General features: G+C 49.3%; 16 protein-coding genes, 1 tRNA gene and 2 pseudogenes. 11 read left to right on the top strand and 8 right to left on the bottom strand.

The genetic code is table 11. The features are described from left to right. Nucleotides 1-91 precede the first annotated feature (91 nt). The 4 genes from cutA (at nt 92) to LCD46_01985 (ending at nt 2,910) form a co-directional block, all read left to right on the top strand. Complete coding sequence (gene cutA, locus LCD46_02000) at nt 92-415, top strand: divalent cation tolerance protein CutA (protein ID UOY71139.1); 324 nt, start codon at nt 92-94, stop codon at nt 413-415. Continuing rightward, nucleotides 391-2,082 (top strand): protein-disulfide reductase DsbD, encoded by a 1,692-nt coding sequence (locus tag LCD46_01995; protein UOY71138.1) that lies wholly within the window; start codon nt 391-393, stop codon nt 2,080-2,082. The genes cutA and LCD46_01995 overlap by 25 nt, the downstream gene beginning before the upstream one ends. 49 nt (nt 2,083-2,131) lie before the next feature. Further along, a complete protein-coding gene (locus LCD46_01990) occupies nt 2,132-2,707 on the top strand; it encodes a transcriptional regulator (GenBank protein UOY71137.1) in 576 nt (191 codons plus the stop codon). Between the two features lie 127 nt (nt 2,708-2,834). Continuing rightward, nucleotides 2,835-2,910: transfer RNA gene (locus LCD46_01985), tRNA-Phe, on the top strand. Between the two features lie 276 nt (nt 2,911-3,186). Here the strand turns inward: LCD46_01985 and LCD46_01980 are convergent. Next, nucleotides 3,187-3,837 (bottom strand): annotated as a pseudogene (locus LCD46_01980) (site-specific integrase). A 65-nt stretch (nt 3,838-3,902) separates the two neighbouring features. Then, nucleotides 3,903-4,856 (bottom strand): chromate resistance protein, encoded by a 954-nt coding sequence (locus LCD46_01975; protein ID UOY71136.1) that lies wholly within the window; start codon nt 4,854-4,856, stop codon nt 3,903-3,905. Nucleotides 4,857-5,129: 273 nt separating this feature from the next. Here LCD46_01975 and nirA point away from each other — a divergent pair, with 273 nt between their 5' ends. The 4 genes and pseudogenes from nirA (at nt 5,130) to nirD (ending at nt 8,611) form a co-directional block, all read left to right on the top strand. Further along, the gene (gene nirA / locus LCD46_01970; GenBank protein UOY71135.1) at nt 5,130-6,428 is read left to right on the top strand and encodes a nickel resistance membrane nickel efflux protein NirA; all 1,299 of its coding nucleotides are present in this window, start codon (nt 5,130-5,132) and stop codon (nt 6,426-6,428) included. Nucleotides 6,429-6,533: 105 nt separating this feature from the next. Beyond that, entirely contained in the window at nt 6,534-6,803 is a 270-nt protein-coding gene (gene nirB, locus LCD46_01965; GenBank protein ID UOY71134.1) for a nickel-sensing transcriptional repressor NirB, read from the top strand. A gap of 12 nt (nt 6,804-6,815) precedes the next feature. Continuing rightward, nucleotides 6,816-7,958 (top strand): nickel/cobalt efflux protein RcnA, encoded by a 1,143-nt coding sequence (locus LCD46_01960; GenBank protein ID UOY71133.1) that lies wholly within the window; start codon nt 6,816-6,818, stop codon nt 7,956-7,958. A gap of 159 nt (nt 7,959-8,117) precedes the next feature. Further along, nucleotides 8,118-8,611: pseudogene (nirD, locus tag LCD46_01955) on the top strand (nickel resistance OB fold protein NirD). 239 nt (nt 8,612-8,850) lie between these two features. On the opposite strand, the gene LCD46_01950 reads toward nirD, so the two are convergent. After that, on the bottom strand, nt 8,851-9,741 hold the full coding sequence (locus tag LCD46_01950) for an integrase domain-containing protein (GenBank protein UOY71132.1): 891 nt from the start codon (nt 9,739-9,741) through the stop codon (nt 8,851-8,853). A gap of 89 nt (nt 9,742-9,830) precedes the next feature. Here LCD46_01950 and LCD46_01945 point away from each other — a divergent pair, with 89 nt between their 5' ends. Next, on the top strand, nt 9,831-10,124 hold the full coding sequence (locus tag LCD46_01945) for a hypothetical protein (protein ID UOY71131.1): 294 nt from the start codon (nt 9,831-9,833) through the stop codon (nt 10,122-10,124). A gap of 583 nt (nt 10,125-10,707) precedes the next feature. Here LCD46_01945 and LCD46_01940 read toward each other — a convergent pair. Further along, nucleotides 10,708-11,895 (bottom strand): FRG domain-containing protein, encoded by a 1,188-nt coding sequence (locus LCD46_01940; protein UOY71130.1) that lies wholly within the window; start codon nt 11,893-11,895, stop codon nt 10,708-10,710. Nucleotides 11,896-12,081: 186 nt separating this feature from the next. On the opposite strand from LCD46_01940, the gene umuD reads away from it, so the two are divergent. Further along, nucleotides 12,082-12,516 carry a translesion error-prone DNA polymerase V autoproteolytic subunit gene (gene umuD, locus LCD46_01935; protein UOY71129.1) on the top strand — a complete coding sequence of 145 codons (435 nt, stop codon included), beginning with the start codon at nt 12,082-12,084 and terminating at the stop codon, nt 12,514-12,516. Further along, entirely contained in the window at nt 12,516-13,790 is a 1,275-nt protein-coding gene (locus LCD46_01930) for a Y-family DNA polymerase (protein UOY71128.1), read from the top strand. The genes umuD and LCD46_01930 overlap by 1 nt, the downstream gene beginning before the upstream one ends. Before the next feature lie 27 nt (nt 13,791-13,817). Here the strand turns inward: LCD46_01930 and LCD46_01925 are convergent, their stop codons facing one another. From LCD46_01925 to LCD46_01910, 4 genes are all read right to left on the bottom strand, one after another. Further along, nucleotides 13,818-14,609: a site-specific integrase gene (locus LCD46_01925; protein ID UOY71127.1), complete on the bottom strand. Its 792-nt coding sequence runs from the start codon at nt 14,607-14,609 to the stop codon at nt 13,818-13,820. Beyond that, nucleotides 14,609-15,427: a hypothetical protein gene (locus tag LCD46_01920; protein UOY71126.1), complete on the bottom strand. Its 819-nt coding sequence runs from the start codon at nt 15,425-15,427 to the stop codon at nt 14,609-14,611. The genes LCD46_01925 and LCD46_01920 overlap by 1 nt, the downstream gene beginning before the upstream one ends. Before the next feature lie 82 nt (nt 15,428-15,509). Then, entirely contained in the window at nt 15,510-15,797 is a 288-nt protein-coding gene (locus LCD46_01915; GenBank protein ID UOY71125.1) for a hypothetical protein, read from the bottom strand. A gap of 528 nt (nt 15,798-16,325) precedes the next feature. After that, complete coding sequence (locus LCD46_01910) at nt 16,326-18,701, bottom strand: hypothetical protein (GenBank protein UOY71124.1); 2,376 nt, start codon at nt 18,699-18,701, stop codon at nt 16,326-16,328. Nucleotides 18,702-18,731: the final 30 nt, after the last annotated feature.

Genomic DNA, 18,731 nt, shown 5'->3' with positions numbered 1-18,731 from the left:
ATTAAAATCGGGCCGCTCTGCGGCCCGATTCATTAATGACCAATCGCCTCGCGTGATATAGTGAAGACTTTCGTGATGAGGAGGTCGACTTGTGAACACGCCTGATGCTGTTGTCGTATTGTGCACCGCCCCTGATGAAGCCTCTGCCCAGGATCTCGCCGCCAAAGTGCTGGCCGAAAAACTGGCTGCCTGCGTGACGCTCCTCCCCGGAGCCACCTCCCTTTACTGCTGGGAAGGTAAACTGGAGCAGGAGTACGAAGTCCAGATGCTGTTAAAAACGAATCAGGCGAACCAGCAGGCACTCCTGGACTGCCTCAAATCTCATCATCCTTACCAAACCCCAGAGCTGCTGGTGTTGCCAGTAGTCCACGGCGATAACGACTATCTCTCATGGCTCAACGCTTCCTTACGCTGATCCTGCTGCTGTGCAGCACGTCAGTATTTGCCGGGTTGTTTGACGCACCCGGCCGTTCGAATTTTATCCCTGCCGACCAGGCGTTCATTTTCGATTTTCAGCAAAATCAGCACGACCTGAATCTCAACTGGCAGGTCAAAGAGGGGTATTACCTCTACCGCAAGCAGGTAAGCATCACGCCAGCTCAGGCAAACGTGGGCGCTTTACAGATGCCCCCAGGCGAGTGGCATGAGGATGAGTTTTACGGCAAAAGTGAAATCTATCGCCAGCGCCTGAGCGTGCCTGTTACGGTGAATCAGGCCGATAAAGGCGCCACGCTGACGGTGACCTATCAGGGGTGTGCGGATGCCGGGTTCTGTTATCCCCCTGAAACGAAGGTGGTTCCACTCAGTGAAGTGAAAGCGTCAACCACGGTTACCCCTCTTCCTTCGGGCGAGAAGCGTGAAGCTCCCGCTGACCTTCCGTTCTCCGCACTGTGGGCCTTACTGATTGGAATTGGCATTGCTTTTACCCCCTGCGTGCTACCGATGTATCCGCTCATCTCTGGCATCGTGCTGGGCGGTAAGCAACGCCTTTCCACCGCCCGCGCGCTGCTGCTGGCCTTTATTTACGTGCAGGGTATGGCGCTTACCTATACGGCGCTCGGCCTTGTGGTCGCCGCTGCCGGGTTACAGTTCCAGGCAGCACTGCAGCATCCTTACGTTCTTATTGGCTTGTCGGCGATCTTCATCCTGCTGGCACTGTCGATTTTCGGCCTGTTTACCCTGCAGTTACCGTCGGCTTTGCAAACCCGCTTAACGCTGATGAGTAACCGTCAGCAGGGGGGCTCTGCAGGCGGCGTGTTTGCGATGGGGGCGATTGCCGGTCTGATTTGTTCCCCGTGTACTACGGCCCCACTGAGCGCCATCCTGCTCTACATCGCCCAGAGCGGCAATATGTGGCTCGGCGGGGGTACGTTGTACCTTTATGCTTTAGGGATGGGTCTACCGCTCATTCTGGTAACAGTATTTGGTAATCGTCTGCTGCCTAAGAGTGGTCCGTGGATGGAAACGGTGAAAACCGCGTTTGGCTTTGTCATCCTCGCGCTGCCGGTATTCCTCCTTGAGCGTATCATTGGCGACGTCTGGGGCTTGCGCCTGTGGGCGATGCTCGGCGTAGCATTCTTTGCCTGGGCATTTCTCGTCAGCCTGGGGGCGAAACAGCCATGGATGCGCCTGGTGCAAATCCTGCTGCTGGCTGCCGCGCTGGTGAGCATACGCCCTCTGCAGGACTGGGCGTTCGGCACACCGGTGGGTCAGACACAAGCGCATCTGAACTTCACCCAAATTAAAAACGTGGATGAACTCAACAGCGCCCTGGCAGAGGCAAAAGGTAAACCGGTGATGCTCGATCTCTATGCTGACTGGTGTGTCGCCTGTAAAGAGTTCGAAAAATACACCTTTAGCGATCCACAGGTGCAAAGTGCCCTGAAAGAGACTGTTCTCCTCCAGGTGAACGTTACAGCCAACAGTGCACAGGACAAGGTCCTGCTGAAACAACTTAATGTTCTCGGTCTGCCAACCATTTTGTTCTTCAATGAACAGGGGAAAGAGCAGCCGGAACAGCGCGTAACCGGGTTTATGGATGCGGCGGCTTTCAGCACACATTTGCGCGATCGCCAACCGTAAACAACACTTTAGACGGGACAAACCGTTGGGAATAGCGGAGGAGAAAACCGTGCAACGTGAAGACGTACTGGGACAAGCCCTGCAATTACTTGAGATTCAAGGGATCGCCAGCACCACGCTTGAGATGGTAGCCGACCGTATCGATTACCCTCTGGATGAGCTTAAGCGCTTCTGGCCGGATAAAGAGGCTCTGCTTTATGATGCTCTGCGCTATCTCAGCCAGCAGGTTGATGTCTGGCGCAGGCAACTGATGCTGAACGAAGAACTGACAGCGGAACAAAAGCTGCTGGCGCGCTATACCGCCCTGACCGAATGTGTCAGTAACAACCGTTATCCGGGCTGCCTGTTTATTGCAGCCTGTACGTTCTATCCTGACCCTGGCCATCCTATCCATCAGTTGGCGGATCAGCAAAAACGGGCGGCGCATGACTTCACCCACGAACTGCTGACCACACTGGAAGTGGATGACCCGGCAATGGTGGCTAAGCAGATGGAGCTCGTGCTGGAGGGTTGTCTGAGCCGCATGCTGGTAAACCGTAGCCAGGCTGATGTCGATACGGCACATCGCCTGGCTGAAGACATTCTGCGCTTTGCTCAATGCCGTATGGGCGGAGCATTGACGTAAACGAATCGGCTAAATTGGGCTGATTCGGCGCGTAAACCGTCAGATTGCCGCAAACTTAAGCAGTTGAACAGCTTTTCCTGAAATAAGGTTGACGATAAGGCCTGATTGCGGTTTAATGCGCTCCGTTGCCCGGATAGCTCAGTCGGTAGAGCAGGGGATTGAAAATCCCCGTGTCCTTGGTTCGATTCCGAGTCCGGGCACCACTTCTTCAGAGCCTGTTCGTTAAGAGATGAGATCCTTAACGGGCAAGACAGCAGTCCCCAGACGGCATGATGATGGTACTTGTGTTACCGCATCAGTTGAACACGGGACTTAAATCCAGAGGATGTTGGTACCATCCTCTGGATTTCTCACGTCCACAATTTACTTCACGAACGTATTTACCCTCAGATCTTCCCTGTGTCAATCTTTTGTAAAGCAAACATCCCTTTTTTTTCCATTTTTAATTTCATCAACTTAGATTTAACTTAAGATTAGTCTTATGCAGCATCCAGCTCCTCCAGCATGTCCCGTACCTTATCCAGGTCACTTTCAACATACTCCAGCGTGACCGCCGGTGTTGAATGACCCAGCAGGTCCTGTGCCATCTTCAGGTTACGATCCGGCAAACGCATCAGGTTAGTCGCGATGGTGTGTCGGAACCTGTGCGGACTGACTGTAAAACCGCATTCTCGTGAAAGCCGTCTGAAAAACGCACGCAACGGCGGATAATCCATGTTGCTGCTGATTTCATTCTTCCGGCCATCAAAGCGAGAAAGATTAAACAACTGGTCCTGCATCTTCGCGCCACGCTCAAGGGAGAGGTTATAGAGCCTTTCAAGTCTGGGACGGAGGTTTTCAGTAATCGGAACCCGGTGCTCCTTATGGTTCTTGGAACCCTCAGGCCGGAGATTAATCCAGCGGTGCTCAAAATTTACATCCTCCAGGCGAATGTGCAGCAACTGGTTCTGGCGCATTCCTGTCCTCCGCAATGCATCCAGTACCGTTAGCCAGAACCATGCTGGCCGTAAGGCGCTTTTTCTTAACTCCATCATACCAGTCCGTTCATCCTCTTCCCTTGCCAGCATGTGCAGATAAATTTTATTCATCTGCACATCAGTCAGTGTTTTTTTGCGTTTGACACCGGGTCTGAAGAACTGCTGTTATTGATGTCCATGACTATGATGACCTGTGTTGATGGATCCACACCGGAGGCTTAATGACCCGGCTTATCGTCGCTGGAGGCGCTTTTGCTGTAGGTCAGCAGAAGGCTGTCAAAAATGGGACAGGCCGCATTCAGCAGTTGCTCATCGTCGGTAAAGGTTTCACGTAATCCCGCCAGAATACTTTCCACCCCGGCAGCCTCCGGGGGCTGGGCACCGCCGACATCAAGGTAATGCACGAGTATCCCGGTGCGTGAAAGCCCCTCCTGTTCCAGAGAAAAACCAGCCAGCAGCACTTCAAAAGTTACCCTGTTATCCACATGACTGAATGTGGCCCCATCGAAGTCAAACCCGATAGCTCCGGCCGGACATTCCGCCGGATTGCTCATCCAGAGAAATTTTGCCCGGGGATCAATAAAGCGCCGGATTAACCACGCACAGGCCAGTCTGTCCACCCAGGGACGCCGTCGTGTTGCCCAGACTCGCTGTTGATAGTCACTTATGCGTAACTTCGGGATGGTACCGATCACCATATGAGGTTCATCAGGTGACAATATCCGCGAGCAGGCCATCTCCAGTTCCTGTAGTGCATTGTCCGCCTGGCGCTGCGCCTCTCCCGGAAAGAAGTCGATGTCAGCAAGACCGGTAAACGATTTTCGCAGTTTGCGAACCAGCCTGAGTGTTTCCTGGACATTCCCCCCGGTCAGGGCTCCCTGTGCACGTGAGATCTCTACAAGCAGTACCGCAAAATCTTCACCACGATCGAAAAGATTGGCGAAACAGGAACCTTCAGGCTCTTCAGTATTGAGTACCAAAGCCATCCCTCCAGCATCACAGACATCCTTTGCCTGAGCATCCAGAGTCATCCTGCATAATTCTGTTTCAGGCATCAGATAGACACCATCCCGCAATACTGCCGCTCCGGACGCTTTGAGTGCACGCCAGATCCGCATCCGGACGGCGGCGTTTTCTGTCGGAAGCGACAGGATGAGAAGGAGATATTTCATTTTCACTCACCACTCTCTGTTTATTGTCTCCCCTCCTTCGAGGGATTTTGTTAATGATATAACAGAATGAAGAATATGCTACATATTTACAATGAATGCGAATAGAGTGGACTCGCTGATGAAGACTTAATGAGCTTAAAAACTGAAGTTAATTACTGACGAATGTCTCTTTAATCCTCCCCACCAGGATAAAGCTTGTCATTTTTTTCAGCTCCCTCTATGCTTTCAACATCCCCCTGGGGGGGATGTAAATTCAAGCCAAGAGATTTCCTGATGCTCAATATTCTTTCTAATCGTACCTACCGCCACCTGTTTATGGCACAGGTTATCGCCCTTATCGGCACCGGTCTGGCGACCGTTGCCCTGGGGCTGTTAGCCTACGATCTTGCCGGAGACAGGGCCGGGGCGGTTCTGGGTACCGCACTGGCTATCAAGATGAGCGCCTACATTCTGGTTGCGCCTGTGGCAGCGGCCTTTGCCGACAAATTCCCGCGTCGAACCATGCTGGTGACGCTGGATCTGGTTCGCGCCCTCGTGGCTGTCGCGTTGCCTTTTGTCACCCAGATTTGGGAAATCTATATCCTGATCTTCATTCTTCAGTCTGCCTCGGCGGCGTTTACGCCAACCTTCCAGGCGACAATCCCGGATATTCTTCCTGACGAACGCGAATATACCCGGGCGCTGTCTCTGTCACGTCTGGCCTACGATCTGGAAAGTGTAATCAGCCCCATGCTGGCGGCGGCGCTGCTGACGGTCATGAACTTCCACAACCTGTTTGCCGGTACGGCGGTCGGGTTCCTCGCCTCAGCGACTCTGGTTGTTTCCGTGACGTTGCCAAAGATGAAAGCGTTAACGGTCAACCGCAGCATCTATGACAAAACCACACGGGGCATGCGCATCTTCCTGAAAACCCCAAGACTGCGCGGCCTGCTGGCACTCAACATGGCCGTGGCCGCAGCAAGTGCGATGGTTATCGTCAACACCGTGGTTCTGGTTCAGGCGGACTTTGGTCTCTCGCAGCGCTCCACCGCCATTGCGCTGACCTTCTTCGGTGTCGGATCCATGATATCGGCTCTGATTCTCCCCAGACTTCTCGACAAAATGAGTGACCGCATGCCGATGCTTGTGGGCACCGTACTCTTAGTCGTTGGCCTGGGGCTGGGCATTTTCCTCAAGGATTACATCACGCTGGTTGTGCTCTGGACGCTGCTGGGCGTGGGCTATTCGCTTTCTCAGACGCCGAGTGGTCGCCTGCTGCGCCGTTCTTCTACGGCTGAAGACAGACCGGCACTGTTCGCCGCCCAGTTTGCACTGTCGCATTCATGCTGGCTGGTGACTTATCCGCTGGCCGGGTGGGTCGGTGCAACATGGGGGACACAGGCTTCGTTCATCGCCCTGACCATTGTGGCCGCACTGTCACTGATTACTGCCGTTCTTATCTGGCGGCCTGAGCATGAAGTTTACGCCCAGGTTCACAGCCACACCGATCCAGAAACAAACAACGAATCGACCCATGAGCATGATTTCGTCATTGATGATGAACACCCTTCATGGCCGAAGAAAGAGAAGTAATTTCCGTAAAACAGACAAACGGGCAGGAGAGGATAAGCCGATAAAACGTGTGACCATGGCGTTGATACACATTATCTTATCCCCTCCACCTGGAGAGGATAAATCATGACCGTTCACGCATCACACCCTGACATTATTAAAAGACTTAAGCGTGCCGCAGGGCACCTGAAAAGTACCATCCAGATGCTCGAAGATGAAAAAGCGTGTCTGGATATCGCCCAGCAGCTGCACGCTGTGGAAAAGGCGATAACGAATGCGAAGCGTACCTTAATTCATGACCATCTGGATCACTGCCTGGAGGACGCCCTTCATGCCGACTACACTGAGTCTGATAACACGCTTAGCGAATTTAAAGAGATAACCAAGTATCTTTAAGGCAAGCGAAATATGACTGATTTTTCTGCTCTTTTACAGCAAGGCGTGGCGAATGCCTGGCTGTTCATCCCCAGCGCGATCCTGCTGGGTGCGCTTCACGGCCTGGAGCCCGGGCACTCCAAAACAATGATGGCCGCCTTTATTGTGGCTATCCGGGGAACGGTCAAACAAGCCGTATTATTAGGGCTTGCCGCGACCATTTCGCACACGTCAGTTGTCTGGCTGATTGCCATGGGCGGAATGTATGTCAGTCAGAAATTCACCGCCGAATCGGCTGAACCCTGGTTCCAGCTGATTTCAGCGATCATCATTCTTGCCACGGCGGCATGGATGTTCTGGCGCACCTGGCGCGGCGAAAAACTGTGGAAGATGGAGCAGGAAGAGGAACACGGCCACGGTCATCACGATCACGACGAAACCCGCATCATCGATACCGGTCATGGCAGCATTGAACTCTCAATTTTCGAGGAAGGCCAGCCGCCTCACTGGCGTTTACGCACGCTCAGCGGCAAGAAATGGGAAGCCCGCGATATCTCGCTGGTCACTAACCGGGGCACAGGAACATTTTCACAGGCCTTTGATTTCATCGAAAAAGACGGGTTTATGGAATCGGCCCTGGCGATCCCGGAGCCGCACAGTTTTGATGTTCGTCTCTCTTTGGGTCATCGCGGCCATGTACACGATTATGATGTGGAATTCCGCGAGCATGAACACGGTCACGATCATGACCACGATCACTCCGCGCTGGAGGGACTGGATGTTAATTCCCCCGAGTATCAGGACGCCCATGAGAAAGCGCACGCGAACGACATCAAAAAACGCTTTGCCAATCGCAGCGTAACCACCGGGCAAATTATCCTGTTCGGCCTGACCGGAGGACTCATTCCTTGCCCGGCAGCCATTACCGTTTTGCTGCTCTGCATCCAGGTGAAAGAATTTACGCTCGGTGCCGCGCTGGTACTGTGTTTCAGCATTGGGTTAGCGATTACGCTGGTTTCAGTGGGCGCAGCAGCGGCTTTCAGCGTTCGTCAGGCAACAAAACGCTGGAGCGGCCTGGATACGCTGGCACGTCGGGCCCCGTACTTCTCAAGCGTACTGATTGCCCTTGTTGGCATCTACATGGGTTATCACGGCTGGATCGGCGTGACCCGCTGATTTCGCCTTACATGACTCTTCTCTGAACCCACCCCCCGGTGGGTTTTTTATCTCTGAAGCCCATCACATTTTTATCCCCCTACCGGGGATAGCAATTGAGCTTTTACAGGCGCTCATTTATCATCAAATCATCCCCCCTGGGAGGATGTAAAATCATAAATGGAACCTGCTATGCAAAAACAATATTTCAGTCAGATTCGTCGTCAGTTCTTCAACGTCACCGGTATGTTACTCACTTCATTCATCGCCATTCCTGCCCTGGCAGCGCAGGGCGGCTTCTCCGCTGAGAAAGAGCCTGTCGTCACTGAGCGCATGTACGCCGGTCATAAAGTTCAGCAGGAGAATGGTCAAAGTCGTATTCAGGCCGTTCCTTCAATGCGCGAAGGGGCGTGGGTAACGCTGGAAGGCAATGTTATCAGTCAGCAACAGGAGGAATGGTACACATTCCGTGATCCTACCGGCACCATCAAAGTGCGCATTCAGCAGAAGGTCTGGAACGGGCAACATTTCGACGCTCAGGATCTGGTGCGTGTTAGTGGCCAGGTAAGCCATGAAAATGGTAGTACAATTTTAGACGTTGCAGTTATCAGCAAACCCTAAAACACAATTCTGGCGAACGGCACTTTTCTGGGCATGTGAAGTTCGTCAGTTGAATTCACAGCTCAAAGCAGACTGTCAGATTTGATTGTGTGCTGCCAGATAAAACTGTCAGGTCAAGTCTGAGCTAATACACATCAGTACGGGTGAATTTGTCGCCGTAATACGCATGTGCCTCCTGTGAACAGGCAATCTCATAATGCCCCCTGTCTATAATACAATACGTAAAACCCGTTCCACCCATCCCAAAAACACACGCCCAATAACCGAATCGTCACCAGAAACAAAAACTCTTTTACTCATTACCCTCTACCATATTATAAACACGAGCCACGTAATGTCCCCTGCCATCGCCATGTCCCAGATCCATTGATGTCAGAGCCTGTGCCTCTTCTTTAGTGAAACCTCTTTTCATATGATAATTCATGACATCAACAGAGTAGGCATAGCGTAAACTATGAGGCGCATATTTTCCTGTTAATCCGGACTCACGGACAACATTGCGATAACGTTCAATCGCTGTATGTAATGATGGCTTATCAATCAACTTTCCATTATTTTCATTCAAATGTTTAAGGGACGCATTGATTGCAGCCAGAGTTGACTCGCGATCTAATACCGTTGTATCTCTTGGTCGTCCTCCTTTTGTCCCAAATACAACACGTATTTTTTCGTTACCATTGAGTAAAGCTTTTTGCCAGGTACGCAACGATTTAGCAGACTGTACTGTTTCTTCTGTTCTTAACCCGAGTAATCTGGATAATCTCATTGCACATGCAACGCCATCATCCTTTTGCTCTACACACGTCAATACCTGCCGAAAATAAGCATCGGGAATAGCAACCTTAGTTCCATCCCGGCTCGTTTCCGAAATACCCAGAGCCTGATTGCTCAGTTTTTCATGAGAAGGATTTGCCATGAATGTTTTCCCCGCAACACGTAACAAAGCCCGGATAGCTGCCATTTCGTTCTGAAGTGTGCGTCTGGAAATATCTTCGGAAAGGCGGCTCTTCATATACAACTCGATATGCCCCGTCTTGATATTTTTAATATCTCTGATTTGAACATTAAGTTTTAATAAACGTTCGGCAAACCTGTCCGCAATTTTCATTCGGTCAGAAACGGTTTTAAAACTTCCCCCTGCCTGCCTGGCAAGTGTTTTAAGATTTTTATTCAGTTTTGCCATAAACAACCCTCCATTTAAACAGGTGTCAGTGCTTTTCCGTCTGCGTGAACGGAAAAGCACTGACACCGGCTGCGCCACAGCTACAGACGATGAATTTCACCCCGACGGCACGGTTTATGGTTGCCCTTCCTGCGTCTCGACAGATATCTGTGCATCGGGGCGGCGAAATGTTGAGTTATTGCGAAGCTCCCCAGGTCTCTGACCTGTTCGCGGTTTACACCGGGCTGAAATTAATCAGTCTGCTTCCACACACCAGTATGTTGACTGGTGTCGCCATCGATATCGTGTCGATTTTCTCCTTTCAGAATGAAGTCCTTACCCGTTTTTACGGGAAAGACGTTTGGTTGATAAATGAACAAACAGTGAATGAAGTACGTTTTTAAGGCCCTTTAACCTTTAAATACGTGTTGGTCAGTTGGTAAAAAAGTTGTCGAAATGGCAGTGCGTCAGCTCTGCCAGTTATGCGCTGCGCGCGTCACTTGGTACTCGTTTCACTCGTGCACAAGTGACGCCGCGCTCCTCTGCTCTCAATGCAGTCGTGGAAGATGCCCAAATGTTCCAAATGGTCATATCCACGCTGCAAAGTTCGCAACGGCCAGCAGCGTCATAAAGAGTGAAAACGATAAGAAAATTGCGACCAGACAACGGCTGCAAGACGTACCTAAAAAACAGATACAGAAGTGAAAGGGACCTTCATCGCCAGATTCAAACTGTATGCGATCTTCGTTTTCAAAGGGTAAACGAAGTTACCGCCCGAAGGCGCCACCTCTCAGGTCACGGTGGCATTGGCATGGCGATCACCCGAAGGCGCCTCTCTCAGATCGCCGAGGCATTGGCATGTTGCATACAACGCAACGGTACAACAGAGTCATATTAGATCAGAGCTCGATCCATTTTCAATGGTTACGACAATAAAAAGCGGAGCTGGTATGCTCCGCATTTAAATCATGAAATAACGGTATATATTCAATTTTGACTTTCTGAAACTATTTTCTCTTGCATATACTCTGTGAAAGACATTATCTCAGGATATATGAATTCTTTAGTGAATCCATATAAATCCAGTTCCTTCCTGATTTCAATAATTTTCTCTTTTGGAATGACTATCTTCAAAAGCCCCGAGTTTGATTGTAAACCGGAAAGACTTTCCTCATCTATTTTCGACACCGTATTACTTGCACCAAACATGGAGGCCGCATAAACTTCTTCATTTATTTTATTTGAAAAAAGCAATACGCCCTGCTGGTTTTTTACCCGTTGATTTATCGGTAGTGGTTTTATTATAGTCTGATGCTTATTAAAAATATCAACGTTATCGTGACTCCTACTGTAATTGTAGTCTAGATCCCCTAAGAATTGTGTCAAACTCCCAAACAAACGGGTGACAAGATTTTGACCAGTAAAACTGAAATTCAGAGTCATTAAATCAAAAAGATGAAGGCTTTGATTCAAATATAATTTAATCCCTGTCCCTGGTTCATAATGAATTAAGAGTGAACTTACATCATCCAGATAATCTTTTATATTTTTCAATAAAACTGGATCAGAAGGGTTCGAAATATAAAGAGCATGGTTAGATTTATAAAACTGAGAACTTCGACGGTAAATTTCCTTGTAAGCATCTTTCTCTGATTTTATTGCAGCGAGAAATTTCGAGCTTTGCACTACATCTAATTTACTATCTGGAGTATCCCAAATCATAAAAACAGAAGCATCAGTTAGCTCATCTGAATTTTTTCTTTTTTCTGTAGCAAAATACAGAGCAACTAATGGGCTTTTTGTCCAGTCGATAACCCTTGTCGATAAACCATAGTGTTGAGCTGTCACATGAAGATCAATTTCGTTCATAGTGTATCCGCTGATTATATTCACATCAGGATACACAACATGATTATCTTTAAAATTCTCATAAAGCTTATGTGCCAACACATACTCTGAAATGTCATCAGTCTGCATTTGTTGAGTAATAAAATTATACTGTGTTATATTAAACGGTTTTAATTTCGTATTATCTAACAAGCGATAAAGGCTGGAATTCACTCCATGAATAGCATTTCCCTGCCCACGATAAAAAACTTTTTCATTTCCCGGTGAGAATCTTTTCACCACCTTAAGAAAATCACCTACGGAGCTTATTACCTCTTCTGCACACATATTTTTTCCTTTTTTCAATGCGTTAGTGCACTAATATTTGTCTAATTATCATTATCTGCTGTTTTACGTAATGATAAGACAATAACATCAAACGATGCTTTATCAACAAGTTAAAAAACAGTACTTGATTCTTTCACCCCCTCAATTAATACTGTATATGCATACAGTTAATCAATGGGTGAGATCATGCGTGTTTTATCCTTCCTTAGTCCAACATCAGAGCCGCCAGAAGTATCGATTCCATTGTTTATCGAGAGCTGTTCCGCAGGTTTTCCCAGCCCGGCACAAGACTATGTAGAAGCCGAACTAGATCTGAACGAATACTGCATTCAGCGACGTGGCTCTACTTACTTTGTACGAGCTATTGGTAATTCAATGACAGACATCGGTCTTCATTCAGGTGATTTAATGGTTGTTGATAAGGCCGAACCAGCACGGCATGGCGATATCATTATCGCGGAGATCGATGGTGAATTTACCGTTAAACGACTGCTGCTCACCCCACGTCCGGGGCTGCAACCAATGAATCCTGCGTATCCAACGCTATGGCCAGAGCCAGAACAGCTACAGATTTTTGGAGTTGTTACCGCTTTTGTTCATAAAACTCGCGGAGCACAGTGATGTTCGCCTTAGCCGACGTGAACAGCTTTTATGCGAGCTGTGAGAAAGTCTTTCGTCCTGACCTGCGTGGCAAACCAGTAGTAGTGCTTAGCAACAATGATGGCTGTGTGATCGCACGCTCAAAGGAAGCCAAGATTCTGGGTATAAAAATGGGCGTACCATGGTTTCAGCTCAAAGCGATGTCATTTCCAGAACCCATCGTCACGTTCTCCAGTAATTATGAGCTCTATGCCAGCATGAGCACCCGTGTAATGTCCCACCTGGAAGAACTGGCACCGCGCGTGGAACAGTACAGCATTGATGAAATGTTCCTCGACATCCGTGGCATCGATAGCTGCATGAATTTTGAGGATTTCGGCCGGCAACTACGCGAGTATGTCCAGAACGGGACCGGGTTAACAATCGGTGTGGGGATGGGGCCAACCAAAACCCTCGCTAAATCTGCGCAGTGGGCATCAAAAGAATGGGCCCAGTTCGGGGGCGAACTGGCCCTGACACCAGGAAACCTGAAGCGAACGGAGAAACTGCTGTCCCTGCAGCCAGTCGAAGAAATCTGGGGTGTTGGCAGTCGCATCGGCAAAAAACTGAATACCTACGGGATCACCACTGCTCTGCAGTTGGCCCGCATGAACCCGACCTTTGTGCGCAAGAATTTCACGGTAGTACTGGAACGCACGGTACGCGAACTGAATGGGGAAGCATGCATATCGCTTGAAGAGGCTCCTCCGTCGAAACAGCAGATTGTCTGTAGCCGCTCCTTTGGGGAAAGGATCACAACCTATGAGGCGCTGCGTCAGGCTGTTTGTCAGTACGCCGAACGGGCAGCTGAGAAATTACGGGGAGAACGACAGTATTGCCGGCACATCTCGGTTTTCGTCAAAACCTCACCATTTGCAGTCAAGGAGACTTATTACGGCAACGTGGCCAGTGAAAAGCTGCTCCTTCCCACACTCGATACACGGGACATCATCACCGCCGCAGTAAAAGCTCTGGATCGTATTTTTATAGATGGCCATCGTTATGCAAAGGCCGGTGTGATGCTGAATGACTTTACACCCACCGGAGTTTCTCAGCTAAACCTGTTTGACGAGATACAGCCGCGCGCAAACAGCGATGAGCTGATGAAAGTGCTGGACGGGATCAACCATTCCGGACTGGGAAAAATATGGTTTGCCGGACGAGGGATAGCGCCGGAGTGGCAAATGAAACGTGAAATGCTCTCACCTTCTTATACAACGAAATGGTCAGATCTCCCTTGCGCTTCGATTAGATAATTCTAGTAGCTCTGTATATGCACCGGTTTACCGCGCATGTTGAGTAATCTGCTTCATCAAACTTACTGCTTCATCTGCAGGCATCTGAAACTGAACCCGGTGCCTGGCAGCGACATCAAGGGCAAACACCTTCGTGTACACCTCCGTCGAGCTTACTGACTTATGGCCCATCAGGCTCTGCAGCACCTTCAGCGGAATACCGGCGTAAAGCATGTGCATGGCATAGGAGTGACGGAACGTGTGCGGCGTCACTGGTACGGAGAATGTAATGTCATCGGCCGCAGCGGCTTCGACCGCTTCATTCAGCCAGGTCCTGACCGTCCGATCGGTGATCTCCCAGATGCGTGCCTTTTCCATTCTGCCGGTATGTTTATTTTTACGTTCCAGCGGAATTTTCAGGGTGGCCACCATCATCTCCAGCTGGCTGACGTACTGGCTGTCGGACAGCGGAACCAGACGGTGCGCCTGACTGCCGGCGGGCGCACGGCCTGCCGTTCTGGCGGCTTTTTCCGCGCGCTGCTTCAGCGTGGCCAGCTGCACGAACGGGTACGGCGGCGCCAGCGAAAAATCCCCCCGCGTCAGCGCCAGTGCCTCGTTAATCCGTGCGCCGGTGTTCCAGAGGGTGGCCAGCAGCATCCTGCGGTGCAGATCCGGCACGTAATGGAGCAGGGCGCTGACTTCCGGTGCCAGCAGGTATTTCGGCAGTTCGTCGTGCACCAGAGCCATCTGGCGCAGCGCAAGCGCGGCCGGGTAGTCGATGGCTACCGGTAACAGCGCTGAAGGTGCCGGATGCTGCCCAGGGGTAACGAGTCCGGTCATCAGGATTCTTCTCCGGCTGGAGGGATGTACAGTGCTGATGAAATGATTTCCCGGTTTTCCTCGGTGCGCCAGTTACCGAAATAATCCAGTTCCAGACGCAGGGACAGATGAGCGGCCTCTATCAGGTCAGATACTTTCTGCAGGGCATTCTGCAGTTGCTGCGCTGATATGACTCGTGGCACATCGTATTCATCCACGCCGTTGCGGTGTACCAGATCGTTTCGCCAGTCTGCAATGATGCCCAGCGGCTTAACAGGCCAGACGGGCGGGATGTGGAGTACGGCACCGAAATAGCGCTCAATAGTTTTAACGTTATGAAACGTCATTCGGGAAACATAATTGCGCGCAGCAGGTCTGAACATATGAAGTTCCATCTCACGAGCTGACTGCTTTTCGTTTTTTTTGACACGTTCGGACTTCAGGTAATACTCCACAAGAAAACGACAAAGTGGCCAGTCATGCTCAAGCAGCGCCCTGGCGCAGTACATCAGGTATGCCTCCATCACTGTAACTGTATGCACGAAAGACATCCTGTACACCAGTTCAGACTGCTCCTTATCGAGCAGGGCATCTAGCTTCTTCAGTTCCTGTTTTGCATGCTGGTAGCGCTCCTGAATATTATTCAGGGAAGCCACAAACAGCCCGTGTTCATGATCCCATTGTGCTTGGTCTGCAAGCGCCTCCTGTTCCCAGTAGTACAGGTTCGCGGCCTGCTCCCATTCTTCAGAATTGGGGACTACATCCGGGTAATTATCCTCAAGCCATTCATCAAATCGTTCAGCTTCAATATCCATCAACTGGTCTTTGAGGCTTCCCATAACGCCATCCTCCTGTGTGTTTTTGTAAATGTGAAATCCCGCCCGCCATTACTCAGCGCCCCTGCACTGTTGTGAAATCCCGTCAATCGTCAGAATCACCACCGTACATCCGATTTATATAATTAACTGCTCCCATATCCAGCTGCATAACTGACTGGCGATTGAGGGGTGGCCAGACTTTATCGCTTTCTTTAATGCACCGGTCGGCAGCATTAAAACGCCATGTTTTGCTCTGGGCATCAAATCCAGCAAGTGAACGCCCACCCGTTATAAGTTCTGGTGTACCGGTGCCAAAATTCAGGATCCACAGCCACTCCAGTTTATAGTGCATGAGTCTCAGTACACTGATTAACTCTTTAAATGTCATCACGCCTCTCACTCATTCCACATAAAATGTTCCCGCCATGAAAACATATCTTCCTGACGCCATCCCTGCCTTTTGTATTATCGCGCTTTGTGATAATCACTCACCTGATAATAACCAGGCATATAACCACGCCATTAAATTACCGGATGCCGGTTCCGGCGGGATCCGATTTTCTTACGTATAACGACTTTCCGGAAGGGTACCACGGTCAGTGAAGAAGCAGGGCGGCCTTTTTCCGCCCTGCTCGCCGGGTCACGAAAGATGGCGAAAATACAGCATATAGCGTGACGGTGGCGGCATTCCCCCCACATGTCGGGTTAAATAGCCGCAGCGCCCCGGAGGGGGGAAGCAGATCCGGGTCAACCTTTTTTCGGATCTCAGGAGCGGGGAAAAGGGATTATTGTATGAATAGCACTAAAAGAGAAGGATTGTTGCGAATTGGTGATTATTCCCTGAGGAGCAAAATTTGTATTGATTGATAACTCTAATTCAATTAAACAGCGACCCCATCAGGGGTCACCGTAATTTTGATCAGCGATGTTCAAACCGCGCCACTGGTGTATCAGTGATTTCCATCTCCATCTCCCAGAGCGTTTTCATTACACCTTCAAGTGGATCGTCGCTGCTGCGGTAGAAGGTGTTGAAAAGGGTTCCATCCGGATACCTGAACAGCCTGAGTTCACCAAAGGATTCCGTGCTGACCATAAGTGAATACTCCTGTTCGGAATTGTGGACAAGGTAAATAATACAGTTATTTACCCTGAAGGGCAGAGAGTGGATACCCCTGGCTGACGCATCAGCATGTATGTCAAAAGCTGCATGTCTTTCCCGCTGATAGGCCAGATCTCTCAATTCTTCACTGAAGCAAGAACCATAGATCACCAGAATGTAATTCTTTTGATCAGCGGACCGTCGCGCGACTTGTTTTAGAAGAACATCCAGGCTTTTAACTTTCATCGTTAGTTTGGCCTGTGATTTCCACAGTAAATAATGCAGTTCGTTGAGAATATTTGACCTTACATCTGATACAGACGGAAAATCTCCGTAGAAATTACGATTTATCTCTCTGGAAACATACTCTTTGGAAACATTGCCTGAGATAAATCTGACCTGCCAGTGGCGATTACACTCTGTATCTTGAGAAAAGCTGAAATGTTTAAGTAGAGCATGTTCAGTCAATATTTCTGGGGATTCTTTTGTAAGACGAATATCGGTATTCCGCAGTCGTTCCTGGTCTACTTCAGCAGCAAGGATATCTGCCATTTTACTACGACTGAAAACATCAATGTATTTATCCAGAACATCATTAAAAAAAACCACATTCGTTACATAATCTGCTTCTGAAATGATATAGCCTTCATAAGGGACTGAAGGGTCTCGCTTCAGTCGTTCAAGAATAGAAATTATTCTGTGTTTACTGAAGTAGGAAAACAACCCTCCCGCCAGGGCTTCATTAACACGCTGTGTAACCTGTTCCGCAGGCCTTGCGAGCTTTATAGCCAGCAAGGCAAACGCCCCGTAGAGACTCCCTAAATCTTCATATACTCCTGTATACATACGCCCAGGAATGTAAGGCCTTTCATTATATGAGTTCATAACCTCAATGGTTTCGGATAACCCACTGTACCAGCTTGTATTCGTATGCAGATTACAGTGCTCAATTCTCAGTATCATGTCAATGATATCGACAGAACATCTGAATGCAGGCGTCAGCGTGTCATGTGTATCTCTATCTTCATATAATTCAGACATAATGAGATGATTCACAAGATCGGCTAAGTCTATATTTTTTTGCGGTTCAAAATGCGCAATAAGATACCCTGCCATTAACAACCGCAAATCAGATAAGGCATTTGAAAATATAATGGACAAGGCCGCATCTTTTTTATACAGGCTGCCCCTGAGTAACATATCCCACTGCGGATCAGTCTCCTTCTGGGACAGATAATCCGGAGTCAGGAAGAAACTGTGCCAGCGGTACTCTTCCTCCCAGTACCGTGTAAACCGGCTCTGATTAAACCAGAGGCAGAGAACGTCGTGAGCATATCGCACGGAAGAGGCATTATCGGCAACCACTGACGGAATAAGAAGCCTGGCGGTATTATGCAGATGATACATCAGGCGGCCAGAAGAATCTTCACTCCCGGGTTTGCCAGTGATCGTGGTCATACTCCAGCCTTCCCACAGTCCGATATACTCGCGGATAAGGGCCTGGTGAGTCAGCTCCTGGCTGGCCGAGAGGGGGCCCCCCAGTCCCGCTTTCCACTCGTTTAACACATGCCACACCCTGAAAAGCGAAAGTAAAAACTGTCTGAAATCGGTAAAACACGTGCTCTGTGTTTTTCTGTACACTTGCAATGGAATGGCCATCGATTCACGGAAATATTCGCCTGAATATTCCGTTGATTTTACGGATTCACGAAAAAACTTTCTCAATTCATAATGGAATGAATCACTGAAAGTATGGCTAAAACCTGATTCTTTTACTTCATCCAGATAATTTTTATCGACCCCGTAATTGTAACTTCTTTTGATAGAGGTATAGGTATCTGTTAATCGTTCAATCCCTGTTCTGAAGACGCTAATATTTTTATCGTTAAGTGCATCGTAAGCCTCACCAAAGAAATCAAAAGTAATATCATCCAGATCCCTTTTGTTCTCAGGGCGCCCTGTTACAATACAACGGCTAAATAACCACCGCCACAATCCTGAAACAGGCTTGATATTTCTCGATGACAATAAAGTCAGTTCACCAGAACGAACACCAAAGGAGGGCAAAATGATAATTTCCGCATCCTGCCCATCTACCGCCTCTAGGGAAGGTGCGAATAAGCAGGTCATTTCTTCCCAAGCTGACTCGCTGATTAAAATTTCGCGGATCTGGGCCGATTTTTTTCCCGCAAACACATCGAATCAGCCTATTTAGGCTATTTTTTC

This window comes from Enterobacter ludwigii (assembly GCA_023023105.1).
Lineage (GTDB): Bacteria > Pseudomonadota > Gammaproteobacteria > Enterobacterales > Enterobacteriaceae > Enterobacter > Enterobacter adelaidei.
This window is presented reverse-complemented; position numbering and strand designations above follow the sequence as displayed.